Raw genomic sequence first — 22,602 nt, 5'->3', positions numbered from 1 at the left:
CCATGACAGACACGACCGCACCAGCAGTTCAGCTCACGGACATCACGAAACGCTTCGGCGACGTCGTCGCCAACGACAGCGTCGACCTCACCCTCGACCGCGGGTCGATTCACGCCGTCATCGGTGAGAACGGCGCGGGCAAGACGACGCTGATGAACGTCCTGTACGGCCTGTACGACCCGAACGAGGGGACCATCGCCATCGACGGCGAACCCCGTTCGTTCGACTCGCCCAGAGACGCCATCGCGGCGGGCATCGGGATGATTCACCAGCACTTCCAGCTCGTCGACAACATGACCGTCCTCCAGAACATCGTGCTCGGTCACGAGCCCTCGACGCGGGGCCTCGTCGACGAGCAGGCGGCCCGTCGTCGCATCACCGACATCTGCGACACCTACGGCTTCTCCGTCGACGAGCATCTCGACACGCCAATCGAAGAGCTCGGACTCGGCATCCAACAGCACGTCGAAATCGTCAAGAGCCTCTATCGAGGTGCCGACACGCTCATCCTCGACGAGCCGACGGCCGTGTTGACGCCCCAAGAAGTCGAGGGGCTGTTCGACGTGATGGAGGCGCTCACCGCCGACGGGCGGTCGCTCATCTTCATCACCCACAAGCTGGACGAGGCGATGCACGCCGCCGACGACATCACCGTCCTCAGAGACGGGAGCGCCGTCGGGACGGTCGACGCGGCGGCGACCTCGCAGAACGAACTCGCCCGCATGATGGTCGGCCGCGAGGTGCTGTTCGACGTCGACTCGCGGGGCGGAACCCCCGGCGAGGTCGCGCTCACCGTCGACGGCGTGACCGTGCGCGACGAGCGCGGGCTCGAACAGGTCCGCGACGTGAGCCTCTCGGTTCGCGAAGGGGAGATTCTCGGCATCGCCGGCGTCGAGGGCAACGGCCAACAGGAGCTCATCGAGGCCATCACCGGGATGCGAACCCCCGAGCGGGGCACGGTCTCACTCCAAGGGCGCGACATCACCGAGCTGTCCCGTCGCCGCCGCATCGAAGACGGCATCTCGTACGTCCCCGGCGACCGGCTCGAAGAAGGCCTCGTCCAGGACTACTCGCTCGTCAGGAACGCGCTTTTGAGCAATCAGACGATGGACGCCTTTTCGGACGGGCTCTTCCTCGACTGGGGGCGAATCGGTGACCACGCCGACGAGATAATCGACGCGTACGACGTGCGCCCGCGGAACCCCGAGGCGACCGCGAAATCGCTCTCCGGCGGCAACCAACAGAAGTTCATCGTCGGCCGCGAACTCGAACGCGACCCGTCGGTGCTCGTCGCGGCCCATCCGACCCGCGGCGTCGACATCGGCTCTATCGAGTTCATCCACCAGCGGTTCCAGGACATGCGGGCGGAGGGCGTCGCCATCCTCCTCGTCTCGTCGAAGCTCGACGAGGTTCAGAAGCTCTCTGACCGCACGGCAGTCATGTACGAGGGGTCGGTCGTCGACACCGTCGACCCCGACGACGTGACCGAAGAGGAACTCGGCCTGCTGATGGCGGGCCGGGCTCGGGACGGCACCGACCGCGCGGCTCGCGGCGCGGAGGGTGACGCGTGAGCGACGCTGCGACCGGCGTCCGGTCTCTCGCGGACCGCATCGCCGCCCGGATGCTCGACGCCTCGGTGCTCGAACGCGTCGTCATCGCGCTCGTCGCGACCGCGCTCGCGTTGCTCATCGGCGCGGTCATCGTCGCCGCCTCGGGGTACGACGCCGTCGAGTTCGTCTCGTCGCTCGTCTACGGCGCGGTCGGGAACGTCTCGAACCTCGCGTTCATGCTCCGGCAGTCGTCGATGCTGATTCTGACGGGCGTCGCGGTCGCGGTCGCGTTCCGCGCGGGCGTGTTCAACATCGGCGTGCAGGGCCAGTTCGTCGTCGGCGGCTTCGCGGCCACCCTCGGCATCCTGTTCGCCGCGCCGCTGCTCCCGAATTCGCCGGTCTCCGCGATTCCGCTGTTGGCGCTGGCCACGCTGTTGGCGCTGGCGGCCGGCGGCGCGTACGGGGCGCTCCCGGGCGTGATGAAGGCGTACGCCGGTGCGAACGAGGTCATCACGACCATCATGCTGAACTTCATCGCCTCGGGGGTCGTCTACTTCCTGCTCGACGCGTATCTCCGCCCGGAAGGGGCGGCCGCGCCGAACACCGAACAGTTCCCCGACTACGTCGGACTGCCCGGACTCGTCTTCGAGAGCCCGTCGTTTTCGATTCTCGGACTCGGCGTGGCGCTCCTGACGGTCGTCGTCGTCTATCTGGTGATGGACCGGACCGGTTTCGGCTACGACCTCGTCACGAGCGGCTACCAAGAGCCGGCGGCCAAATACTCCGGCGTCGATCCCAAGCGGATGATCGTCCGGACGATGACCATCTCCGGGATGATCGCCGGTCTCGCCGGCGCACTGTTTGCGATTATGATTCTCGGCTATTACAGCGACCCCAACACGTTCCCCACGTTCGGCTTCGACGCCATCGCCGTGAGCCTCCTCGCGGCGAACAACCCGCTCGGCGTGATTCCCGCCGGCCTGCTGTTCGGCGGCCTCGACGCCGGCGGCCAGTACATCGGCTTCACGCTCGACGTGCCGAGCGAACTCGTCGACGGCGTCATCGGCCTCATCGTCCTGTTCGTCGCCGCACCGGAGCTGTTCCGCGCGGCGGGGCAGTACACCTCGCTCGGAGGTGATCGCGAATGAGCACCGCTCGCGCGCTTCTCGACGACCGCCGGACGCTATTGGGCGTCCTCGGCGCGCTCGTCGCCGTCATCGCGCTCCTGCTTTTCGTCGACCTTCCGGGGTCTGACCTCGTGACGGTCGGCGCGCTCGAACGCGCCTTGCAGGCGGCGACGCCCATCGCGCTCGCGGCCATCGGCGGCCTGTACGCCGAGAAAAGCGGCGTGTTCAACATCGGGCTGGAGGGGTTCATGATATTCGGCGCGCTCGTCGGTGCCGCGGTCGCGTGGCTCCTCGCCGGCGACGGGAGTATCACGCAGGCACACCTCTGGGTGGCCTTCGTCGCGGTCGCGGTCGTCTCCGGCGTGCTGGCGACGCTGTTTGCCGTCCTGTTGATTCGGTACGAGGCCAACCAAATCGTCGCCGGCCTCGCCGTCTGGTTCATCGGCCTCGGCTTCGGGCCGTTCGCCGCCACCGTGCTGTGGGGCGGCGTCTCCAGCCCCTCGCTGCCGAACGTCGACGCGGTGTCCGTCCCCGTCCTCGCAGAGATTCCGGTCCTCGGACGGCTGTTCTTCGACGCCTCGCCGCTGGTCTTGCTGACCATCGTGGTCGCCGTCGCGGCCTGGGTCGTCCTGTTCCGCACGCGCTACGGCTACTGGGTCCAGGCGGCCGGCGAGAACCCGGAGGCGCTCGACACCGCCGGCATCGACGTCAACCGCGTCCGCTACGCGACCGTTATCTTCTCCGGCGTCATGGCCGGCTTGGGCGGCGCGGTCCTGTCAATCGGCATCGGCAGCGGGTTCACCGGCACCGGCGTGACGATGGTCGACGGCCGCGGCTGGATTGCCATCGTCGCGTATCTCTTCGGCAACTACAACCCCCTCGGGACGTACGGCGCGTCGCTCCTGTTCGGGGCGATGGACATGCTCCAGATTCAACTGCAAACCATCGGCATCTCGCTGCCGGGGAGCATCACCGGACTGTTCCCCTACGTCGCCGTGCTCGTGGTCCTCGTCGGCGTCGGCTACACGCGCGTGCCGTCGGCGGTCGGCGAGTCCTACGACACCGAAGAATGACATCCTCCCCGGCGCGAACGCCGGGGTTTCCTCTCGCTGGGGGTATCGCTTACCGACCCACGGAGGCAACTTGCGGGTTCGTGCGCTCCTCGTTGGAACAAGAGCGTGGTGACTCTGACCAGTCGTGGTCGTTCCACTTGAGGCGCACGGGCCGTGCCATCGGCCGTGCTACGTCGGCCTGCCGTTGACGAGACACAGCGTGTCTCGTTCGCCAATCAGAACGTTCTGAGTTCCGATGACGTCTCAGGAACGTTTCGGATGCTGTGAGGTCTGCGTGGCCCTCGAAACCGCACGGGCACGTCAGCGTGTCGCGGTGGCGTGTCGTCCGATCTGTTGAACCGCAGTTCGGACACCCTTGAGAGGTCCATGCTTCCGAACGAACCTCCACCAAGATACTATACTCCTCGGCGGTACAGGCGAGTCGGTCGATGAACTGCTGGAACGCCCAAAAGTTGTGCGTCTTCGCGTTCGCTTCGACCGACCAATGCGTGTCGAGTACGTCTGTGAGTGCCCCGACGTACACCGTGGAGACGCCTTCGTCGTGCAACCGTTCTATGAGGTCACGTGCGAGTGCGTCTTGGGCGTGGTCGCGTCGGCGCGTCCGACGGCGGTACAACGAGCGTATCCGATGACTGCTGTACCTGCCGTCGTCCAAGAGCGATTGGAGACGAGCGATTTCTCGCGTCGTCTCGCGGAACCGCTCGAACAGGTCGCACCCCTCGTACAGCAGTTGCGTGCCGGTCGTGGTCGTGCAGGCGACGAGGTTGTTCGCACCAATATCCGGAGCGGCGGTTTCGTCCGCCAGTGGGTGTGCCAGCCGAGAATTGTCTACGGTGACTGGCTGAAAGGCTCTGAACGTCTGTGCAGTCTCGTCCCAGAACAACTCCAACCGGCCTTGCTTGTCGTACTCTTTCCAGTTGGGTTCGCCCCGAACTTCGAGCCGAAGCCTCTCGCGGTATCCAAGACCGTACTCCTCTTTCAGCTCTTGGCCGACGAGGATTTCGAGCCGGGAGTATTCGCCCCACTCGACAGAGTACGACGTGTTCCGAATGTACGTTCGGAGTTCGCGGCCGTCCTCGGCGTTGCCCCAGTATCTGGGCTTGCCGTTTGCTTCGCCCTTCTTTTGGAGCGCGAAGAACGACCGCCACGCTTCGCGGTTCTTCCGTTCGATTTGCTGAACGGTCGAAGCCCCGAGCGTGCCGCCGTAGCGCCCGCGATACTCGCTGATGTCCCATACGTCCGCGTCGGAGTCGGCGTAGTGTTCGCGGCGCTCGTAGTTGATCTCGTTCCAGAGAGCGGCAGAAGCGTCCAATAGGCGTCGAAGCAACACCTCGTCCGCGTCGGACAGAGGAACCACCTCGAAGGTGTTGGTCCGCTTCATCAACTTCTGGTTCGTGCGCCACATTGATAAACCAATGGTTAATCAATGGTGACATGGCAACGACGGTTCAAATCGAGATAGAGGATGACGAACAGTACGAGCGGTTACGGGCGATTAAGCGGCACAACGGGCTGACGTGGAAGGGGATGTTGCTCCACGCGGCGGAGAACTTGGATACCCCGGACTGAGCATTGTCGGCGGTTGTGTCCCTGTTGTCGGATTCACGCCCGCCGTGAACGGCGGGACCCTCTCCTTGATTCAGGTAGGGTAGCCTCCCTCGCGGGACCGCGTTCGAACCGACGCCGCCGGCCGCGTCGCTCGTAGTCCTGTCGCCAACGAACAGTTCAATTATCGTTCGCCTCGAAAGGCGGGGTAGTGACCATTGATGAACCAACCGTCCGCGAACGGCTGAAAACGTTCGGCTTCTCCGACAAAGAGGCCGACACCTACATCGCGCTCTTGGGACAGGGCGAGGCCAAGGCGAGCGAACTCGCCCAGCGGGCCGGCGTGTCCAAGCGCTACGTCTACAACGTTCTCGGAAGCTTCGAGGACCGCGGTCTCGTCGAGGTCAACGACCACGAGACGCCGACGACGATTCGCGCCGTCGACCCCGCGGTCGTCATCAGACGGCTCTCCGACCAGCTGTCCTCGCTCGAAACGCAGCTCGAATCCATCCACAACCCCGACCCCGGCGAGGACCGACGCTACGAGGTCATCAAGTCAAAATCCACCGTGAAAAAGCGCATCGCGTCGCTGGTTCGACAGGCCGAAAACGAGGTCAACGTGTCGGTGCCGGCGTCGCTGCTGCCGGACCTCGCACCCGAGTTGGAGGCCGCCGTCGACCGGGGGGTGCTCACGCTCGTCCTCGCCAACGGCCACGGCGACGAGGCCGTCTCGGAGTCGACGCTGAAGGGACTCGGCAGCGTCGTCCGCTACTGGGCCGACGGCGGCCCGATGCTCGTTTGCGTCGACCGGCGACACGGGCTGTTCTCCCCGCCGGAGTTCGTCATGGGGCGGGGGTCGGACCACCAGGCGATCAGCTTCACCGAAGACCGCCTCTCCCCCGCGCTCGTGGGGTCGTTTCTCGGTAACTACTGGCCGCTCGCCGAGGAGATTTATCTCCACGAACCGGACGAGCTTCCGGCGACGTACGACCGCTTCCGACACGCGATTTTCGCGGCGACCCGCTATCTGAAACGCGGCTACACGCTCGTCGCGGAAATCGAACTCAGACCGGCGGACTCGAACGAGGCGTTCGAAACCCGGTTCGGGACGATTACCGACGTCACCCAGGGGCTCGTGAAACCGACGACGAACTCGATTCCCATCGAGAACGCGTTCCTCATCGACGACGGCACCGAACAGTTGAGCGTCGGCGGCCCCGGCGCGATTGTCGAGCCCTACGAGGCCAGACGCGTGACGCTCGACGTCGTCGAATCGTCCGGCCAGTCGGTCCCGGAACTCATCGCCCGCTCTGACGCCCTCAACCGATGACGGTCGCCGTCCGCCGCTTGCCCCTCAGTACGTCGAATTTACAAGCGCTCTCCCCGAACTCCGCGCATGGTCTGTGACCCGTTTCTGAGCGTCGAGATGAAGACGACGCTCGCGTTCATGTTCCTCGGGCTCACGTCGTGGTACTTGGCGCAGCGATATCTGAACAACGGGTTCGTCGAACTCGTCGCGCTGTTCGGTGTGGGGGTCGTGCTTCCCACGCTGATCAACGAACTGCGTCAGCGGTCGCGGACAGAGTGAGTCGCGTCTGAAAACATTCGTATCATGATAAAAGACGCCTCAAATACGGACACGAACACCGATTCGTGAGCGTGACGTAATTAGCAGAAATCAGATAGTTACATAGATAGGTGTCGAAAACGAACGCGTTGCATCTCAAGCGAGCGCCTGAACTATCGGTTTTTATTTCAGAAAAGGTTAAATTCGGTATGCAGATTTAGCTATATAGATTCCATCAGATTCAAATAACGAACCGTACATGAATTCGAACACCCCGACTCACTGCTCTCGGCGTTTCGCCGCCGAGAAACTGTCTGTTTCCGGTGAGTTAAACGGGGATGTCTGCGTGCGTTGCGGTCTATCCCCACTCCAGGTTCAACGTGGCCGCCCGGTTTGCGAACTCCTCGTCGTCGATTTCGCCGCGCGCGTACTGCGTCCGGAGGTCCTGCATGGCGCTGTCGGCTTCCTTCGGTGGCGTCGTCTCGGTACTCGCCGCCCGGACGCGACTGACGTACACGAGACTCACTCCTGCGAGTGCGAGAAGCAGGAGGACTCCGGCCGCGAGCCACCACAGCCCCATGCCGCCGGTGGCTGTCGCGCCCCCCGCGGCGACCCCGTGGCCGCCGTGGGGACCCATCGGCCCGTGTCCACCCCACTGGAGTACGACGGTCGCCATTTCGCTCATCTTTCTCACCTCTATGTAGTAGTTCACTCACGGACCGTATCAACTCACGCCGTGATTATCGCTCGCTGGGAACGCCCCCGTCCGGCCGTCCGAATCGCTGTCGAACAGGCACCCCCTGTCGCGCCCTCCCGTTTCGTGCGCTGTGAATCAGCCGTCGACGACGTTCTCAAGGACGACCGCTCCGGCGAGGTACACCGGAAGCAGATACAGAATCGCCATCACGGGGAGCACGATGAACATCGGCGTGTGGCCGTCGCCCGTCTCGTACACCTGTGCGGCCAACAGAACGACTATCAATCCGAGGAACAGGTCCGTCCGGTCCATGTGTACCCGTGGGCGAGCAGTCTGTTAGTTGTGGTGTGTCCGAGACCGCTGTGTTCCGAGACACGCGTCAAACCGCAAGTCTAGACTTCGTTCGAGGGATGAGCGAGTCGTTATCGGGACATTCGAATTTGCAGATATATTCCACTGAAAAAGCAGACCATTGACACAAGTAACAGACCGCCGCTCAGCACGTCTCGAAGGCCGCCAGACACGCCCGGGTTCGTCACCAGTCCGAAGGCACCTTCGAACACGACCGACTGACTGACCAGCGCCAACCCCCCAATCGACATCAGTAGGTGCGGCACGCGTGCGCTCGCGTCTGTACTCATGTTTCGGGGGTCATCGGCGTCGCTCATGAACGCTGCGTATTCTTTCGTCGCTTGGTGAGCTCCGCCGCTCAGTGTTACGCCGAGGCTATCCACCACCTCGGCGTTCGACTACGGTTGCAAGTCCCCGTTGATGATGTCAGCCACGCGCTGTCGGTCGAACAGTCGCTCGGCTTCCGGAACGTCGGGATACGGGCCGCCTTCGTAGGTCGGCCACGCGCCGAACTGCTCGGGATACAACTGCTTGGCGATCATCTCCAACTGGAACAGGTTCATGAGCGGGCCGCCGTAGCGAACTCCAATCGGGAAGACGCGGTCGTTTGCGACCGCCGAGAGGCCCTGCGCAGTCGGCTCGTCGTACAGTTCCTGTTTGGTCGTCGTCCAGTCCGGGCCGAGGCCACCGTCGACGAGGATGACGTCCGGGTCGGCTTCGACGAGCGCTTCCATGTCGATTTGCGTCCCGCTCGGCACGTCGGCGAGTGCGTCTTCGGCGTCGAACACGCGCGTGTGGGCTCGGACCGTCCCGGGGCCGTTGAGTGGGTACACCCAGATGCCGCCTCGCCACAGGAACCGCGCCGTCGACGGCCGGGCCTCCGTCTCTTCGAGGCCGGCCGTAATCGTCGATAGGAGGTCGCCGTGGATTTCCGCCAGCGCCTCGTACCGCGCCCGTGCTTGGAACACCGCCGCTACCCGCTCGAAAATCTCCCAGAGCGTGTGATACCGGTACTGGTCCGCCCACCTCGCCGGCGGCTCGCTGTGGTTTCGGCTCAGCGAGTTCCCGAACCACGGGGCGACTTCCGTCCCAATCTCCGCAACGTCGTCGGGCTCCCACGCCTCCATCGTCGCCATCAACGCCGGGTCTTCGAGATGGATATCGCTGTCGAGTTCGTAGAGCTCCTCCTTGTCGGGATTCCAGGTATCCACCAGCCCTGACCAATCGACCGAGACGCCGGGGAGTCGCTCGAATAGCAGGTCGTACAACTGCCCGAACCCCTCCGGGTTGTACATCCCGTTGAGCGACTCGCCCTGCCCGAGTGCGACCGCCATATCTGCGTGGTGAAGCAGGACGGTAAACACGTTCTCCGGGGGCTCGGTGAACTCCACACGACCGGCCGGCGAGAGAGTGGCTGCGTAACGCTCGTCGTCCGTTGGTGTCGCCGTCGTGTTCGCTTCGGTTGTCGGTGGGTCGGACGCCGACTGTCCGCCACAGCCGGCGAGTGCGGCCGTCGCTGCCGCAGCCCCGTACTTCACGTAATCCCGTCGCGTGAGTCGTTTGTACTTGTTCACCATGATTTTAGGCTAGCCTAAAACCAGATAACGGCTTCGGTTTTTAGGCAAGCCAAAACACGGTGCGCTGTCGAAGTGTTTACTCTGGTTGGCCGGAGTCTCAGCATTCTGTGTGGGTTTGGTAGCGCCACGCTGTGGCACCGATACGGCTGTTATACCTCACGCCGGGCGACCGTTGGTTCCCTCGGTCGTCCCCCCTCGAACGCGTCCCACGTCGCGTTCACACTCCGCTTCGGCGTGAACGACGCCGTGCAGCGACAGTCGCCTGCGGGGAGACGGTTACCCAGTAGAGACTGAATCCCAAGCGGGGAGTTACTCCGTTCGCCCGCCGGTCTCTTCTATCGCCTTCGGCCGTAGAACCATTACGAGGCCCAGCATTGCGACAACAATCGCGCTGCCGATGTCCTCGCCAGTGAACACGGTGAGCTCTAAGCCGGCCATCAGTAGTGCGACGACACAGAGGAGCGCGCCGAACCATCTCGTCGACACCGAAATCCACGGTGAGACGATGAACGCAGTAGCGAGCACCCCCAACGCAGCAAACGCCGCGATAGTCCCGCGGTCAGCGAACGCGCTCGGCGCAACAAGCAGTGTGAGACCGGCGACGAGTCCGCCAACGAACAACAACAGCACTCCACTGGCTTGCTCATCGAGCCGATGTGAGACGAACCGATAACCGAACAACAGCGCCAGTATCGTCACCCCACCGAACGCCCGAACCACGTCGGCTGAAGTCGTCGCGTCAACGAGGTTCCGAAGCAGTAGCCCCACGAGAATGAGCGCAATCGCAATCGCTCCGGCGGTCTCTGCCAAATCGAAGTCCCAGCGTGTCCGTCCCACAGTCGAACGAGCGAGAGTGGCTACTTAGTACCGGGAGTGTCGGCCCGCTGGCGTAGCTATGCGGATTTCACCGTCGTACGGACCGGGGCGTACGGTTCACGGTACACAGCAGTACGTCTATCCACGTGCAGTCGGTCCGGCTCTCCTCGCGGAACCGTATCGCTCAAAGCGTGGTGCGGGTCGCGCGGTGACGCAACCGACCCAGCGCCGACGGACACGAGACGAACCCACGCAGATTGCACCACCGCGGGCGATACGTTCTTGTCACTCGGTGAGAGCTTCGGTGTATGGACGGCAAACGAGTCCTCGTTACTGGCGGTGCCGGATTCATCGGCTCGAATCTCGCGAACCATCTCGCCGAAGACAACGACGTGATTGCGATTGACGACCTCTATCTCGGAACGCCCGAGAATCTCGACGACGCCGTGGAGTTCCACGACACGACGGTCCTCGACGACGACCTCCCGACCGAGGGCGTCGACGTGGTATTCCACCTGGCGGCGCTGTCGTCGTACAAGATGCACGAGGAGAACCCGACGAAGGGTGCCCGCGTCAACATCGAAGGCTTCGTCAACACGGTCGAACAGGCTCGCAAGGACGGCTGCGATACCGTGGTGTACGCGACGACATCGTCGATTTACGGGTCGCGAACCGAGCCCTCGCCCGAGGATATGCCCGTCGAGTCCCGGACGGGCTACGAGGCGTCGAAACTGGGCCGCGAGCGCTACGCGGAGTACTTCCACCACCACTACGATATGCAGTTGGCCGGGATGCGCTTTTTCTCGGTGTACCAGGGCTTCGGCGGCGCGGAAGAACACAAAGGGGAGTTCGCGAATACGGTCGCGCAGTTCACCGACAAAATCGCGAACGGCGAGTCGCCGGAGCTGTTCGGCGACGGCACTCAGACCCGCGATTTTACCCACGTCGACGATATCGTCCGCGGGCTGGAGCTCGCGGCTGACGAGCGGTTGCAGGGTATCTACAACCTGGGGACCGGCGAGAGCTACTCGTTCAACGAGATGGTCGAGATGATAAACGAGGTGCTCGGGACGGACGTCGACCCCGTGTACGTCGAAAACCCCTTCGAGGTGTACGTCCACGACACGAAAGCCGACTACTCGAAAATGCACGAAGATACTGGCTGGGAGCCCGAGGTCTCGTTCGAGGAGGGTGTCGAACGAGTCTGTCAGCCGTATCTCGACGGCTAACGCGCACCTCTCGCGGGAGTGTGTTTCGACCGAGGGGTTGCGTTCACTCTCCGACGCGTGGGGTCGACAGTCGAACCCCCTGGACGGGTCACGCGTCAAACTGCGGTTGTCGCCCGACACGGCGTCGTCGACGCTTCCGGAGACTGCCCCTCCGAGAACGTGTTCGAGAACGATTGACCTCCGTTTCACTTGGCGTTCGTCATTCGATTGCGCCCCCTATCTCGGCACAGTTCCGACCACACGCTCCCCGAGGGGTCCAACAGAGCCATCGCAGTGTGAAGCACTTTGGCGGTGGAGCCCCTCCGTTCTCGAGCGATGGGTCGAACGGTTTCACTCTCCGGGACGTGGTTCAGCTATCTGCTGTACGCGTTCCAACTGACTGCGCTCGCGTTGGTGCTCGTGTTCGTCGTGCCCGCGCTCCAGTACCCGGTCAATCTCTTCTTGGGCGGACTGTTCGCCGCGGTCGTCTTCGCGTCGGGAGTCGCGCTGTGGCGGCGCGCGACCGGACGGGACGAAGGAAGTCGGCTCGGAACCGCCGAAGACATCACCTACGACCCGTTTGCGGACCCCGGGCAGGCCGCCCGCGACCGGTGGGAACGGGCCGTTCGACGGCTTCCCGGTTCGGACGACGAGGAGTGAACTCCCGAAGGTGTGAGGGCGGTCGGTGGCTCACGAACGACCTCCTCCGTCGGTCTGCCGCCTCCACCGAGTGATACGAACGAACTGCTCAGTACCAGTCCACGAATACGGTCGCATCTCCCACCGAACTGCGGTCGCAACGACGTGCAAGCGTACGGTCTCGGTCGGCGTCAGGTGCGGGCTTGTCACGAGTCGCTCGATAGCCTCCGGCCTCGCGAGCCGCTTGGGTCGGTAGGAAAAAACACGGAGCGAGTCAAAGTGACTACCCACCTAAGCCGATGGCTACGCCATCTCGGGAACGGGGAAGTCGAACAGTTCCGCTCGGAGCTGATCGGGTGATTCGGTCATCCCCCACTGGATGAGTTTGCCCACTAACTCCGGGTCAGAGAAATCGACGTGCCGTGCACGCTCGTCTCCCCAGGCGTAGACATGCTTCGGAAGCCAGTCGGCCCGCCGAAGCTCCGCGAACAACAGTCCGGCTGCCTCGCCAGCACTCGCGTCTCCGTCCCTGTAGACATCCAGTACCTCTGCCATCCGCTGGTGTATCTCGGTCTTCTGCGGGACAAAGGGCGCGCCGTCGCCTGGCGACGACTCCGCGAGGAGCGAGTCGAACTCGGCGGGTCGCCCCGTTGCGAGATAGTTGAAGCAGTGCCGCTGAACGTACAGGTCGTGGAACAGGACCTGCCCCAGCCACATCTGCGTCCACGCGTTCCAGAGCCGGAAGTCACCCATCGACTTGTAAGCGTTGCTGATGACCCGGTCGTTGGTCGCAAGCTGACGGCGGTGCATCTCGTCGATTGGCGCGAAGCGCGCCACCGAGAACTCGCCGTCTTCGAACGCGTCCAAAAGCAGGTTGGTCGACACAAAAACGGATTCGAGGGTGTTCACCAGGCCAACCGCGTACAGCGGGTCGACGAACCCATACGTGTTGTTGGTCAGATAATGGCGGTGTCCCGAGGACTGACTGGCGGTCCGTTGAAGCCTCCCGGTTCGAACCCACGGCCGCACCGGCACCGCTGATTCGAGGTGTCGTTCGATGTCGGGGAACTCGGCGATGATTCGTCGGGCCTCTTGCTCGGCGCTGACCGACTCGTCAACGGGGTACTGCGTTCGGTCGAGGACTACCCCGACGCTCGCCTTGTTCGCCTCCGAGCGCTCGAAGTTGTCGAAGGGGATAATCCACATCCAGCCCCCGTCGAACACGTGGTGGAGCGTCCCGTCGTGGAGGCGGTTGGACTGTCCGGGGCGGGCAGCCTCGTCGAGCACCTCGTCGAACGGGGCGAGCCCTTCGACGTGCGTGAAGATGGCGCGCGAATCCGTCTCCAACGCCGGTGCGTCCTCGCGGTACCCCATCTCCTCGGCGAGGACGGAGTTTCCCCCGGTCCCGTCGACGTAGAACGCCGCCTCGATGTCGCCGCGTCCGGTCGTCACGGTCACCCCGTCGCGGCCGATGTCCACGCCGGTGATTTCGGTCTCGTCGAGGTACTCGACGCCGTACCGCTGGGCGGCCTCAACCAGATACCGGTCGATCTCTGAGCGCAGGAGGTGGCTCTCGCTGTAAAACGGGAGGTCCGGCGGAATCAATTGGTGGCTGTGGTCCGGCGCGACCCTCCGCCCGGGTTCGTGGTAGGCGAAGCCGATGGAGTGTTTGATGCCGCACGACGACGTGACGTTGTCGACGATGTCGTCCGTGTCGCTGAGGTACTGAATCTCCGGGATTCCGTGGTACTCCCCGAGAATCCACATCCACATCGAACTCTGCGGGAGCATCGCCTCGCCGACGGCGAACCGCGGATGCGACCCGGCTTCCAGCATCACCACGTCGAGGCCGTGTTTTCCCAGAATCATCGCCGTGAGAGACGCCGACATCCCGGAACCACCGACAACAACGTCGTAGGAACCCGTCGGTGCTGATTCTACGGCGTCCCAGTTGTCTCGTCGCCTGTGCTGTCGATCGCCGCCGTCCTCCTCGGTCTGCCCTGTCCGTTCCATAATCCGTTCGACGGAAAGCTCAGGATTATAGTCATTCCCTGAGACGGCATCTCAGTTCGTGAGACACAGTTCGATCAGTACACAGATTTCACGCGTAGAGTCGCTACTTCTTGGTGCTCATCTGAGTCACGTTGAGCCTGTCCGCGTCGCGTTTGTAGCGTCGATAGAGGTCGACGGCCCACTTGCGAGCCTCGGGGTCGTCGGTTGTGACCGAAGCAATCGGGAGGGATGTCTCGTCGTCGAAACCGCCGACGATGACAACGTCGTCGATGATACCCATGGTGAACGGCAGTCCGGGGTGAGTGTATAGCGCGGGTGCTTCAGCCGACGCGATGGTGTCGAACGCGTTCTTCGAAGCGTTCCGGTCCGCTTCGAGCGCCAGCGGCGTACAGATAGCCTCGAAGTCCACGTCGTTTCGGGCGTGTTCAATACCCTGTTCTGTGACCTTCGGTGGACACCCTGCGACGACTAGACTCCGCGAGTGCTCGAACGACGCGAAGTGTTCGAGCCACGGTTCGACGGGCGCGTTCGGATTCTGCGGCGTGGCGACGTGGAGGTCGGCGTCGGCGAATAGGTGGACATGACGCGTGAACTCCGGTGCCGAAATCTGAGCGAGGAGGGGTTCTAATCGGCCGGCCGCTGCGACCGACCGCTCGAACCGTGACACGGCATCGGCCACGGCACAGCCCGCTCCGGTCGTCCGGTATCCCGTGGGCGTCTGCTCGAGCAAACTCTCGTCGGTGAGTGAGGATGTCCATCGGTAGGCCGTTGCACGCGAGATGTTAAGTTCGTCTTGGAGCGTCGACCGGTCGAGCGGCCCATCTCGGGTCGCATCCAGCAGCGGTGCTTGGTCCAGTAACTGGTGTGTGTCCGGTTCGTGGTGAGCCATGTCCTCGGAACGGACTTGGAAACCCTAAGTGTACCTCCGGCAAGCGGCTGAAGGTTGCCGCCCCCGCTGACGTCGCTTTCGAACACGTCACCGAATCCACTCGTACAGCTCGAGGAAGCCGAGCGACCACACGAGTCCCCCGATACACCGCTCTGTTTTCACGGTTCGATGTGATCCCGGATAAGTGGTTGGTCGCGCACCTTGATGTGGCCCAACAGCCAAGACTCAGCGAGCATTCGATTTGATTTTCATGTCGAGCTCGTCAATCAACTCCTCAATTCCCGTCGTCATCTTTCGGAGAACCTTCTGTTCCGACCCATAAGTCCAGTTGAAAATCCCGCTCGCTCCCCCACCGACGACGATCTTTAGGAACCAGGTCGTCCTAGTCATCTCTTCGAGGATAATCGTTACCTGCATATTCGAGTTCGTCCGCCAAAATTCGTATTTCTCAATCAGTAACACCGCGAACCCATCTCCTGTGTGAGATTCCTCCGGAGAAAATCGCTCAGTTAGTGCGTCTATGAGGTCCGAAAATTGCCCACCTGTGACAGTATAGTTCACGACTCTCATACCGGTTCATTTCAACGAGGGTACAAAACTTGTGGACTTCATCAGCTCCGCACACTCTTAATTGATCACGCCACGAATTCACGTGAGAGGGAACGCCAGACACGAGAGCACGAACTCAACTGGGCCAGCCCAGCGGACACAAGAAAGAATCGCCGTCTGTCCGAGTGTCGTGGAATCTCAATAGTCGCGCCGCGTGAATTCAGATACCTGTTCCAGCAGTCGTTTGAGCTGCGGGGATTGCCGATACCGGATACACCCGCTTCGTCTGTTGTGTTCGATGACGCCCGCGTTGAGTTTCGGCAGCGAGGTGTGATGTAGACACCGTTCGATTCATGTTTCTTCGTCATCGCCCACTTGGGCTTGTGGTTGAACGCCAATATACCGGGGCGTCCGTTTCTCCATCGGCCACTCATAACGGGAATTCGACTCTCGAGACTGAGCGGGGGCGGGCGGCCTCGGACCCACACACCGCCCCGAGGCTAATCGACGCGCTCCCATCCACCGTGGCTGGCAGGTCGTGGCGCTCGGGACGGGTTTGGTGGCTGGGTTGTCGTTGCGGTGAGTTGCAGTCGGTGTGTTGGTGAGTCGGTGGGTTACCATACCTCTGCTTCGATTGGAATACACCCACCGTCTGTCCCGCAACAATAGACTTCACCGAAGCGGTGTGTGGCCGTATCTTCCTCAATGAACAAGCGAGATCGTTCGAACGATCGAAAACCTTCGTGATAACGAGGCATTCGGTGTCTCGAACTACGAGTTCGTCGAGAGCAAGTGCGTTCGATTCGAGAGCGAACACCTGTCATGACACATCTGGGACCGTGGCCTCGTTCAACTCGGACAGACGTACCCAAAGGGACACCACCATCTTCTGAGGCTACTGTGTACAATGGTCCTCGGATGGCACAGGCCACAGTCAACTGGCCTTCCTCGTCAGGGCACAACGACTGGGGCGTAACGCGACGTGGTTCCCACGAGTTAGAACGCGAGCACACCAACATCACAGCGCCACTGCTGGACCGACCTGCCAGCAAAACACGTCCAAAGGTACGTGCAAGCATCTACTGGAAGCCACGTCACCCTCACGCAACCCACTTGGTTCGAAGGGAAGAGAGTTGAAACTAACTGACCGTTCTCGATTTCGTCGCGTCCACGTTTGAGACCACCGTCAGAACCCCCTCTTCAAGTCGAGGCGAACACACCAGTACCACGTCAACGGGTCCCAAAAGCGAGAGTTCGGCGTGTTCGACTCTCTGCTTGGAACGCGACGATGACCAGTACTGAGCAGGCATCAACCCCGACCAACGACGCCAACCGAGAATTTGAAAACCGCCCATACACCACCTCTCTGACGTGGTGTACTGGAGAATAGCGGATTCGAGTATACCTGAACACAGGCGGATGGGTGGTGACTTTCGATACAACGGTGGTTCTCCTTCAATACGAATCGCACATCTGAGCGGCCCTAGACGCCAACACCAAAAGATTCGTTCGAGGTTCATTCCCTCTTGAGGCTGTGGTCCTCGCCTGTATCTACACCCAAGTAAGCCACAACTCACATACACCCATACGGGAAATCGGCGTGGATGTACACCCCTGAAAAATGGGGCTGTAGAGGGTGTATTGACGAATCACTCACTTCCGCCCCAGTGTAGAAATCGAGGGAATCGACCCACCGGTGTAGCAGCACGAAATAGCTATCTATGTGTCCACGAGACCATCGAGTACCCAATGACCCCACCCCTACCCACACGTGATACACTCCCCGATACTCTCCTCGAACGAGACCACTGGGTGGGCTGGCGTAAACAGACACGTGGTGGAGACGAAACGAAGGTGCCTGTCTCGGTGAACGGCGGCTATGCCTCTGCAACCGATGCGGTGACGTGGACGACCTTCGACGAAGCGCTCGCGTATGCAAGGGGTGGCGCGGCAGATGGTGTTGGCTTCGTGTTCAGTACTGACGACCCATATGTCGGTATTGACCTCGACAAATGCCGCACTCGCGAAACGGGCGAGACAGAAGCATGGGCCACAGAGATCATCGACCAGCTTGCGTCGTATACAGAAATCAGTCCGTCAGGGACGGGCTATCACATCATCGTCCGTGGATCATTGCCGCCAGGAGGCAACCGAACAGGGAACCTCGAACTCTACGAACACGCGCGGTTCTTTACGATGACTGGCGACCACGTCGACGAGACGCCCACGACGGTTGCCGACCGAACAGACGAACTCACCGCAATCCACGGTGCGTACTTCGAGACACAACACACCCAGAGTGGCACACAAACATCGAACACCCCGAATATCACTACGACATCGAGCACTGTCGACACGCCAGGAAACGACCTCACCGACGAGGATGTCGTTGAACGGGCATCGAACGCAGCCAACGGGCCGAAGTTCAGCCGACTGTGGAAAGGCGATACGAGTGCGTATGACAGCCACTCAGAAGCCGATATGGCGCTGTGTTCGATCCTCGCATTTTGGACTGGCGGAGACACAGCACAGATTGATCGACTGCTCCGAGACTCTGGACTGTATCGCAAGAAATGGGACGAAACGCATTTCGCCGATGGGTCGACGTACGGCGAAAAGACCATCGAGCGATCGGTTTCGGGGACGTCCGATTTTTATGACCCCTCACAGTGGTCGACCGAAGTCCGTCGGTCATCGTCGCGCACAGACACCACCCGGACTGGACGTGCGGACCACCAGACACCACACGATCCGACGTCGGTCACACCAACCGACAGTACAAAGACAGCCACTCCCCGCGATACCGACACTCTCGAACGGCTCAAAGACCTGCAGAGCCATCTCGAATCGGTACTCGAAGAGAACGAACGACTACACGCGGAGTTAGAAACCGAACGCGAACGGCGACGTGAACTGGAAGCAGCGGTCGCTGCAGGAGACGAGACAGACGAAAGTGATCGTGGGTGGTCGCTATTTGGGTGGTTCAGACGGTAGTCACGTCACCGATCCTCACGAGTGCGAAGCATCTGACTGTAACTCTTGGAGGGTGTGCATCTCGGTGAATCCAGGTTGGTGAATCTGGAACGACGATGGCGGTGAATTCGAACTATAGGTCTTTTCGACGCGTGGGTACCCCTCGTTTGGCTCGTTGAGGGCACGAAGAATCTCATGTGCATCGCTTCGATTCTTCACGACCCACACTGCGGCTTCGGGATCGCACGCAGCCATCTTGTCATAGTCTTCGGGGACCGCAGTCAAGATATCGTGATTCGCTCGTTCAGCTTCAAGTGTGACGACGATGTTTCCATCCTCATCGAGACAGACCGCATCGAGACGCGAGCCTTCGTGTTCGAAGTATGAAACGGCCTCGACAGCCGCGGAGTCATCGTCTTCGACGAACTCTGTTTCGAGATATCGTCGGCCAAGTTCCACCATGACGACGTGGAGACTCGACTCACTGAGATCGCCTCGGCCGTGGCCGTGGGCAATACCTTCGCGGTGGCGAACTGCAATCGCACGGCGGCCTTTTGGGGTGACTGTATAGAGTTTGTGTGGATACGTACAATCGACCGACAGCGACCCACCATCGATGAGTTCTTGAACTTCCTGATATCTGATGCCGGTGTATTCTTGGAGGCGAACCATGCTGTCATACAAAAGGTCGTACTCGAACTCGGGATCGAATCGACGTTGATGTGCAGAGTAGACCGCTTGGAGAAAGCGCAGTTGGGCGTCGGTAAACGCGCTACTGCCGCGTTCGACGGCTGAGAGTTTGAGTGGGAGTTGTGAGAGTGGGATTTCGTCGCGGTCGACTGCTTCGAGGCTGTGACAGCATTGGACGGCGTTTTTGATGCCCGTGAGTGTTGGGTCGTATCGAGTCGAACACTCCTCACAGACGACGACGTGAACTTCGGGGTCATACCCCACCATTGGGGGAAGACGCGACGTGTAGGGCAGCGCAGAGTTGATACGCGCATCGGGAGTCGGCGCATTCCGATCTGGGTATGGGTCTGGTGGTGCGTCTTCGGCTGGCGTGTGTGCGGACGTGGGAGTCGCGCGGTGTGTCGACGCTGCAGAATCATCGAGCGGTGCTGCTTCGCGGTGGCCCAGCGGCGTGTGTGTCTCTTCTGTGGTGGTCCGGCTGCCAATCCCCGAGACGTTGAGACCAGACGCTTGGGCGGTCCGAGCAGTACGCAACTCGAGTGCAGCCGCGTATGCTGTCTCACGAGCGGGCGAAAACGGGTCATCACTTTCTGGGTGGCCAACTGGAAGCGGTGGGCTCTGGAGGACGAACGGCTGTGGCTCTGGTTGTCCAAACTCTGCCGGGAGCGTCGCGAGCCACTGGCCACGGCGAAGCGCGCGGAGTCGATTTTGTACTTCCGTTGCGGGACGGTCGGCTGTTGTAAATCGCCGGCTGAACTCGGGGTCGACTGCGACGTTCCCCGTGATAATCGTCGAGACGTTATTGAGGACTTCACGATAGGCCTCTGGATTGGCCTCTTTGAGTTGTGCAGGAAACTGCATCGCCAAGGTAATCGAGAGGCCGAACGAACGAGACTGGGCAAGGAGATCTGACAAGAGCGATGATGTCGATAACTGCGCAGCTTCTTCGAGATACAGATTCACGAGTGGGTGGTCTGTCTCGTCGTCGCCCTGCTGGGTCCGGCGTCGAAGGGCGGTCCACAACGCCGACAGAAGGACGAGCGTGATGACGCGCTGTGAAGCCGGCCTGAGGCCCCCTGTCTCGATAATAATGACTGCGTCTTCATCGATGAGCCTCCGAAGGTCGAATTCCGGATCGTCGCTATCATCGTCTGGAGTATGATTGAATACCTGTGCAAGTCGGGCATCGATTGGAATCTTCTCGATGCGGTTTGCAACCCCTTGCATGAGCTCGTCGAACGAGCGCTTGGAGTTAGCAGCGACACCAGCGAGCATCGCCTGGAGGTCTTCATCAACGACTGGTGGTGGGTCGCGTGTTTCGTGTAATCTGGCGACGGCCGTCTGGAACTCACGATGGCTAAACGCGTTCGAGCCGTGGATCGGATCAAACATCGCTTTGAGCACGTAGCGAATGATGTCGGGTGACCGAACCGCCTGTTCGAATCTGTCACGACCCATGATACCGATCAGGATATCGATATAGTGGTCGACGACGTCCTCGACGGCGGTCGTGCGGTCGATACCTGCATCGAGTTGATCACGAATGTCGAAAAACGACAGTGCGGGGAGTGTCTCTGTGCAATCGAAATAATAGACATCGTCGAGAGAGCCGTATTTCGCATAATGTGCCTTGAGATAGTCGTCGGCCATCCCGTCGCCTTTGGGGTCGATGAAGATATCAGCGCCATCGGTTGCTGCGTGATTTGCGAGAAGCGCCGCAACGAGAGTCGATGATTTGCCAGAGCCGGTCCGGCCGAACATACCGAGATGGAGTGGCTGGAGTGCGGGCGGCAGTGAGATAGGGACGGCTTCGGCATCGCCGTCGGCCGTCTGTGCATGGCCAAGTGTGAGCCCTGCTGTTCGATACCGCTCAATCCGATCACGCGGTGGGCGTGGCAGACCGTGTTCGTCTGTCGGTGTGGGCGCGAGCCCACGGTGGGCTTCTGTCGGGAGGGTGGCCGCATCGACGAGACACAGCAACGGGAGTTCACACCCATCCATGACGAGTCCACGACTGGCATGGTCGGTCCACGGAAGTCTCGCAGTGAGCTTCGCGTGTTCTGGGTCAACCACGACGCGATTGCGTAGTGATTCGTAGATTGATTTTGCGCGATCGCCGTCGTGTATGCGACCTTCGATTCGGTAGTGGTCGCCATTGAGATGCGAAAACGCAGTCGATACTGGGGTGCAGTCGGGCAGTTGTGCACGCTGGTCGATCGTTGCCGCAACTGCCCGAGCGGTGACTACAAAACTGTGTTGTGCGTCTTTTTCGTCGAGTGCATCCACTCGCGAGCGGACCCTTGGATCAGAGACGTTGTTTTCGGAGTCTGTAGACAAAACCCAGTCCTCGAAGAACCGCTGGAAGGCTGTCTCTCGACCCTGCTTGAGCCGTTGTTTTCTGTCAAGGGCGTGGTGTCGCCAGTCTGGATACGGCCGCACGAGTATCTGGACGGCCATCGGCACGGACGCGTCCGCAAGCGCGCTCACCACCGTTGCGAGTGGCAGACGGCTCTGTTTGTCGGTGAACTCATCGTATCGAGTGAGCGTGGTTTGCCAGTCTTCACGCCGGTCTGTGACGCCCACGAACTCGACCGCTCGGTATCGTGGTGGTGCATACGATTCGAGGGCCCTATCGTCTGGGTCGGCGTCAGCGTCAGCAGGCGAGAGACAACGCAGTGGGTCTGTCATTGTCGTCGAAATATCGAACGAATTCGGAACGAGCTCTCGACACCACGCTTCGATCGTCGATGCGAGGGCAGTGTCGACGCTCAGGACGTACTCGATGGGTCCTGTGTCTGACCCATCAGTGACGAGTACCCATTCGAGGGTGGACGGAGTTTTGGTCGACGCTAAGAGGTAGTACAATCGAGTAAACTGTGCGGTGACAGTCGACGGGGTAAACGTATCCGCAGTTGGCGAGAGGTGGATGAAGGCTCGGTCGGTGGTGGACGAAATAATACATTTCACTCTCACTCAGTAGGCATAATCTCTTCTATATCTGTGTTTTCAGAAATAAAACTAGATAGAATTGCATTAATGTTTGATAATTGTGCTGCTACTCGACTTCTCATTGACACCGTCACTGGGTTTGTGACTCAGTTGGCGTCTTTTTCACGCTTGATCGCTTCTCACCCCAGCACTGGCGGCTTGGCGAGGTCCCCAACGTAGTCACCCGTCGTTGTTAGCTTTCGTTGCTTTTCGATCGAAATGAGTGTGTCGTGCCACATCGTGAGTGCTATCTCTGGACCCAGGATATCGATGACACCGTCAGTGAGGAATCCACGAAAGCCCCCGAACGCTCGACGGCCGCGACTCGCTGCGCGCCTCGTTCCTGCGGT

The 22,602-nt window shown here is 61.1% G+C and carries 18 protein-coding genes; 9 read left to right on the top strand and 9 right to left on the bottom strand.

The features are described 5' to 3' along the window. Positions 1 to 2 precede the first annotated feature (2 nt). The 3 genes from ACSR87_RS05715 to ACSR87_RS05705 are packed head-to-tail and all read left to right on the top strand — an operon-like array spanning position 3 to position 3,750. On the top strand, positions 3 to 1,571 hold the full coding sequence (locus ACSR87_RS05715) for an ABC transporter ATP-binding protein (protein WP_498529785.1): 1,569 nt from the start codon (positions 3 to 5) through the stop codon (positions 1,569 to 1,571). Continuing rightward, positions 1,568 to 2,698: an ABC transporter permease gene (locus ACSR87_RS05710; RefSeq protein WP_008575087.1), complete on the top strand. Its 1,131-nt coding sequence runs from the start codon at positions 1,568 to 1,570 to the stop codon at positions 2,696 to 2,698. Before ACSR87_RS05715 ends, ACSR87_RS05710 begins: the two co-directional genes overlap by 4 nt. Beyond that, on the top strand, positions 2,695 to 3,750 hold the full coding sequence (locus ACSR87_RS05705; protein WP_008575088.1) for an ABC transporter permease: 1,056 nt from the start codon (positions 2,695 to 2,697) through the stop codon (positions 3,748 to 3,750). The genes ACSR87_RS05710 and ACSR87_RS05705 overlap by 4 nt, the downstream gene beginning before the upstream one ends. Before the next feature lie 49 nt (positions 3,751 to 3,799). On the opposite strand, the gene ACSR87_RS05700 is transcribed toward ACSR87_RS05705, so the two are convergent. Then, positions 3,800 to 5,131, bottom strand: a complete 1,332-nt coding sequence (locus ACSR87_RS05700) for an RNA-guided endonuclease InsQ/TnpB family protein (protein ID WP_498529784.1) — start codon at positions 5,129 to 5,131, stop codon at positions 3,800 to 3,802. Between the two features lie 53 nt (positions 5,132 to 5,184). Here ACSR87_RS05700 and ACSR87_RS05695 point away from each other — a divergent pair, with 53 nt between their 5' ends. From ACSR87_RS05695 to ACSR87_RS05685, 3 genes are all read left to right on the top strand, one after another. After that, positions 5,185 to 5,319, top strand: a complete 135-nt coding sequence (locus ACSR87_RS05695) for a hypothetical protein (protein WP_007276028.1) — start codon at positions 5,185 to 5,187, stop codon at positions 5,317 to 5,319. 187 nt (positions 5,320 to 5,506) lie between these two features. Continuing rightward, positions 5,507 to 6,625, top strand: a complete 1,119-nt coding sequence (locus ACSR87_RS05690; protein WP_498529783.1) for a TrmB family transcriptional regulator — start codon at positions 5,507 to 5,509, stop codon at positions 6,623 to 6,625. A 66-nt stretch (positions 6,626 to 6,691) separates the two neighbouring features. Further along, positions 6,692 to 6,883 (top strand): DUF7987 family protein, encoded by a 192-nt coding sequence (locus ACSR87_RS05685; RefSeq protein WP_008575097.1) that lies wholly within the window; start codon positions 6,692 to 6,694, stop codon positions 6,881 to 6,883. Positions 6,884 to 7,220: 337 nt separating this feature from the next. Here the strand turns inward: ACSR87_RS05685 and ACSR87_RS05680 are convergent, their stop codons facing one another. From ACSR87_RS05680 to ACSR87_RS05665, 4 genes are all read right to left on the bottom strand, one after another. Further along, positions 7,221 to 7,547, bottom strand: coding sequence for an SHOCT domain-containing protein (locus ACSR87_RS05680; RefSeq protein ID WP_206043018.1), 327 nt, complete (start codon positions 7,545 to 7,547; stop codon positions 7,221 to 7,223). A gap of 147 nt (positions 7,548 to 7,694) precedes the next feature. Next, on the bottom strand, positions 7,695 to 7,871 hold the full coding sequence (locus ACSR87_RS05675) for a hypothetical protein (protein ID WP_004041923.1): 177 nt from the start codon (positions 7,869 to 7,871) through the stop codon (positions 7,695 to 7,697). A gap of 437 nt (positions 7,872 to 8,308) precedes the next feature. Further along, positions 8,309 to 9,487 (bottom strand): ABC transporter substrate-binding protein, encoded by a 1,179-nt coding sequence (locus ACSR87_RS05670; protein ID WP_115803174.1) that lies wholly within the window; start codon positions 9,485 to 9,487, stop codon positions 8,309 to 8,311. Positions 9,488 to 9,796: 309 nt separating this feature from the next. Beyond that, the gene (locus ACSR87_RS05665) at positions 9,797 to 10,297 is read right to left on the bottom strand and encodes a hypothetical protein (protein ID WP_206043019.1); all 501 of its coding nucleotides are present in this window, start codon (positions 10,295 to 10,297) and stop codon (positions 9,797 to 9,799) included. A gap of 314 nt (positions 10,298 to 10,611) precedes the next feature. Between ACSR87_RS05665 and ACSR87_RS05660 the strand changes: the two genes are divergently transcribed. Both ACSR87_RS05660 and ACSR87_RS05655 read left to right on the top strand, forming a co-directional pair. Next, positions 10,612 to 11,532, top strand: a complete 921-nt coding sequence (locus ACSR87_RS05660; RefSeq protein ID WP_006601183.1) for an NAD-dependent epimerase/dehydratase family protein — start codon at positions 10,612 to 10,614, stop codon at positions 11,530 to 11,532. 315 nt (positions 11,533 to 11,847) lie between these two features. Further along, a complete protein-coding gene (locus ACSR87_RS05655) occupies positions 11,848 to 12,171 on the top strand; it encodes a DUF8000 family membrane protein (protein ID WP_006601184.1) in 324 nt (107 codons plus the stop codon). A gap of 282 nt (positions 12,172 to 12,453) precedes the next feature. On the opposite strand, the gene ACSR87_RS05650 is transcribed toward ACSR87_RS05655, so the two are convergent. From ACSR87_RS05650 to ACSR87_RS05640, 3 genes are all read right to left on the bottom strand, one after another. After that, the gene (locus ACSR87_RS05650; protein ID WP_115803170.1) at positions 12,454 to 14,163 is read right to left on the bottom strand and encodes an NAD(P)/FAD-dependent oxidoreductase; all 1,710 of its coding nucleotides are present in this window, start codon (positions 14,161 to 14,163) and stop codon (positions 12,454 to 12,456) included. A gap of 103 nt (positions 14,164 to 14,266) precedes the next feature. Continuing rightward, a complete protein-coding gene (locus ACSR87_RS05645) occupies positions 14,267 to 15,052 on the bottom strand; it encodes a helix-turn-helix transcriptional regulator (RefSeq protein WP_498529782.1) in 786 nt (261 codons plus the stop codon). Positions 15,053 to 15,277: 225 nt separating this feature from the next. After that, positions 15,278 to 15,622 carry a hypothetical protein gene (locus ACSR87_RS05640; RefSeq protein ID WP_223173912.1) on the bottom strand — a complete coding sequence of 115 codons (345 nt, stop codon included), beginning with the start codon at positions 15,620 to 15,622 and terminating at the stop codon, positions 15,278 to 15,280. Between the two features lie 1,728 nt (positions 15,623 to 17,350). Between ACSR87_RS05640 and ACSR87_RS05635 the strand changes: the two genes are divergently transcribed. After that, the gene (locus ACSR87_RS05635; RefSeq protein WP_006601188.1) at positions 17,351 to 18,595 is read left to right on the top strand and encodes a phage NrS-1 polymerase family protein; all 1,245 of its coding nucleotides are present in this window, start codon (positions 17,351 to 17,353) and stop codon (positions 18,593 to 18,595) included. A 15-nt stretch (positions 18,596 to 18,610) separates the two neighbouring features. Here ACSR87_RS05635 and ACSR87_RS05630 read toward each other — a convergent pair whose 3' ends face one another. Continuing rightward, positions 18,611 to 21,025: a TraM recognition domain-containing protein gene (locus ACSR87_RS05630; RefSeq protein WP_394354812.1), complete on the bottom strand. Its 2,415-nt coding sequence runs from the start codon at positions 21,023 to 21,025 to the stop codon at positions 18,611 to 18,613. Positions 21,026 to 22,602: the final 1,577 nt, after the last annotated feature.

Source organism: Haloferax sp. SDI50 (genome assembly GCF_059802635.1).
This window is presented reverse-complemented; position numbering and strand designations above follow the sequence as displayed.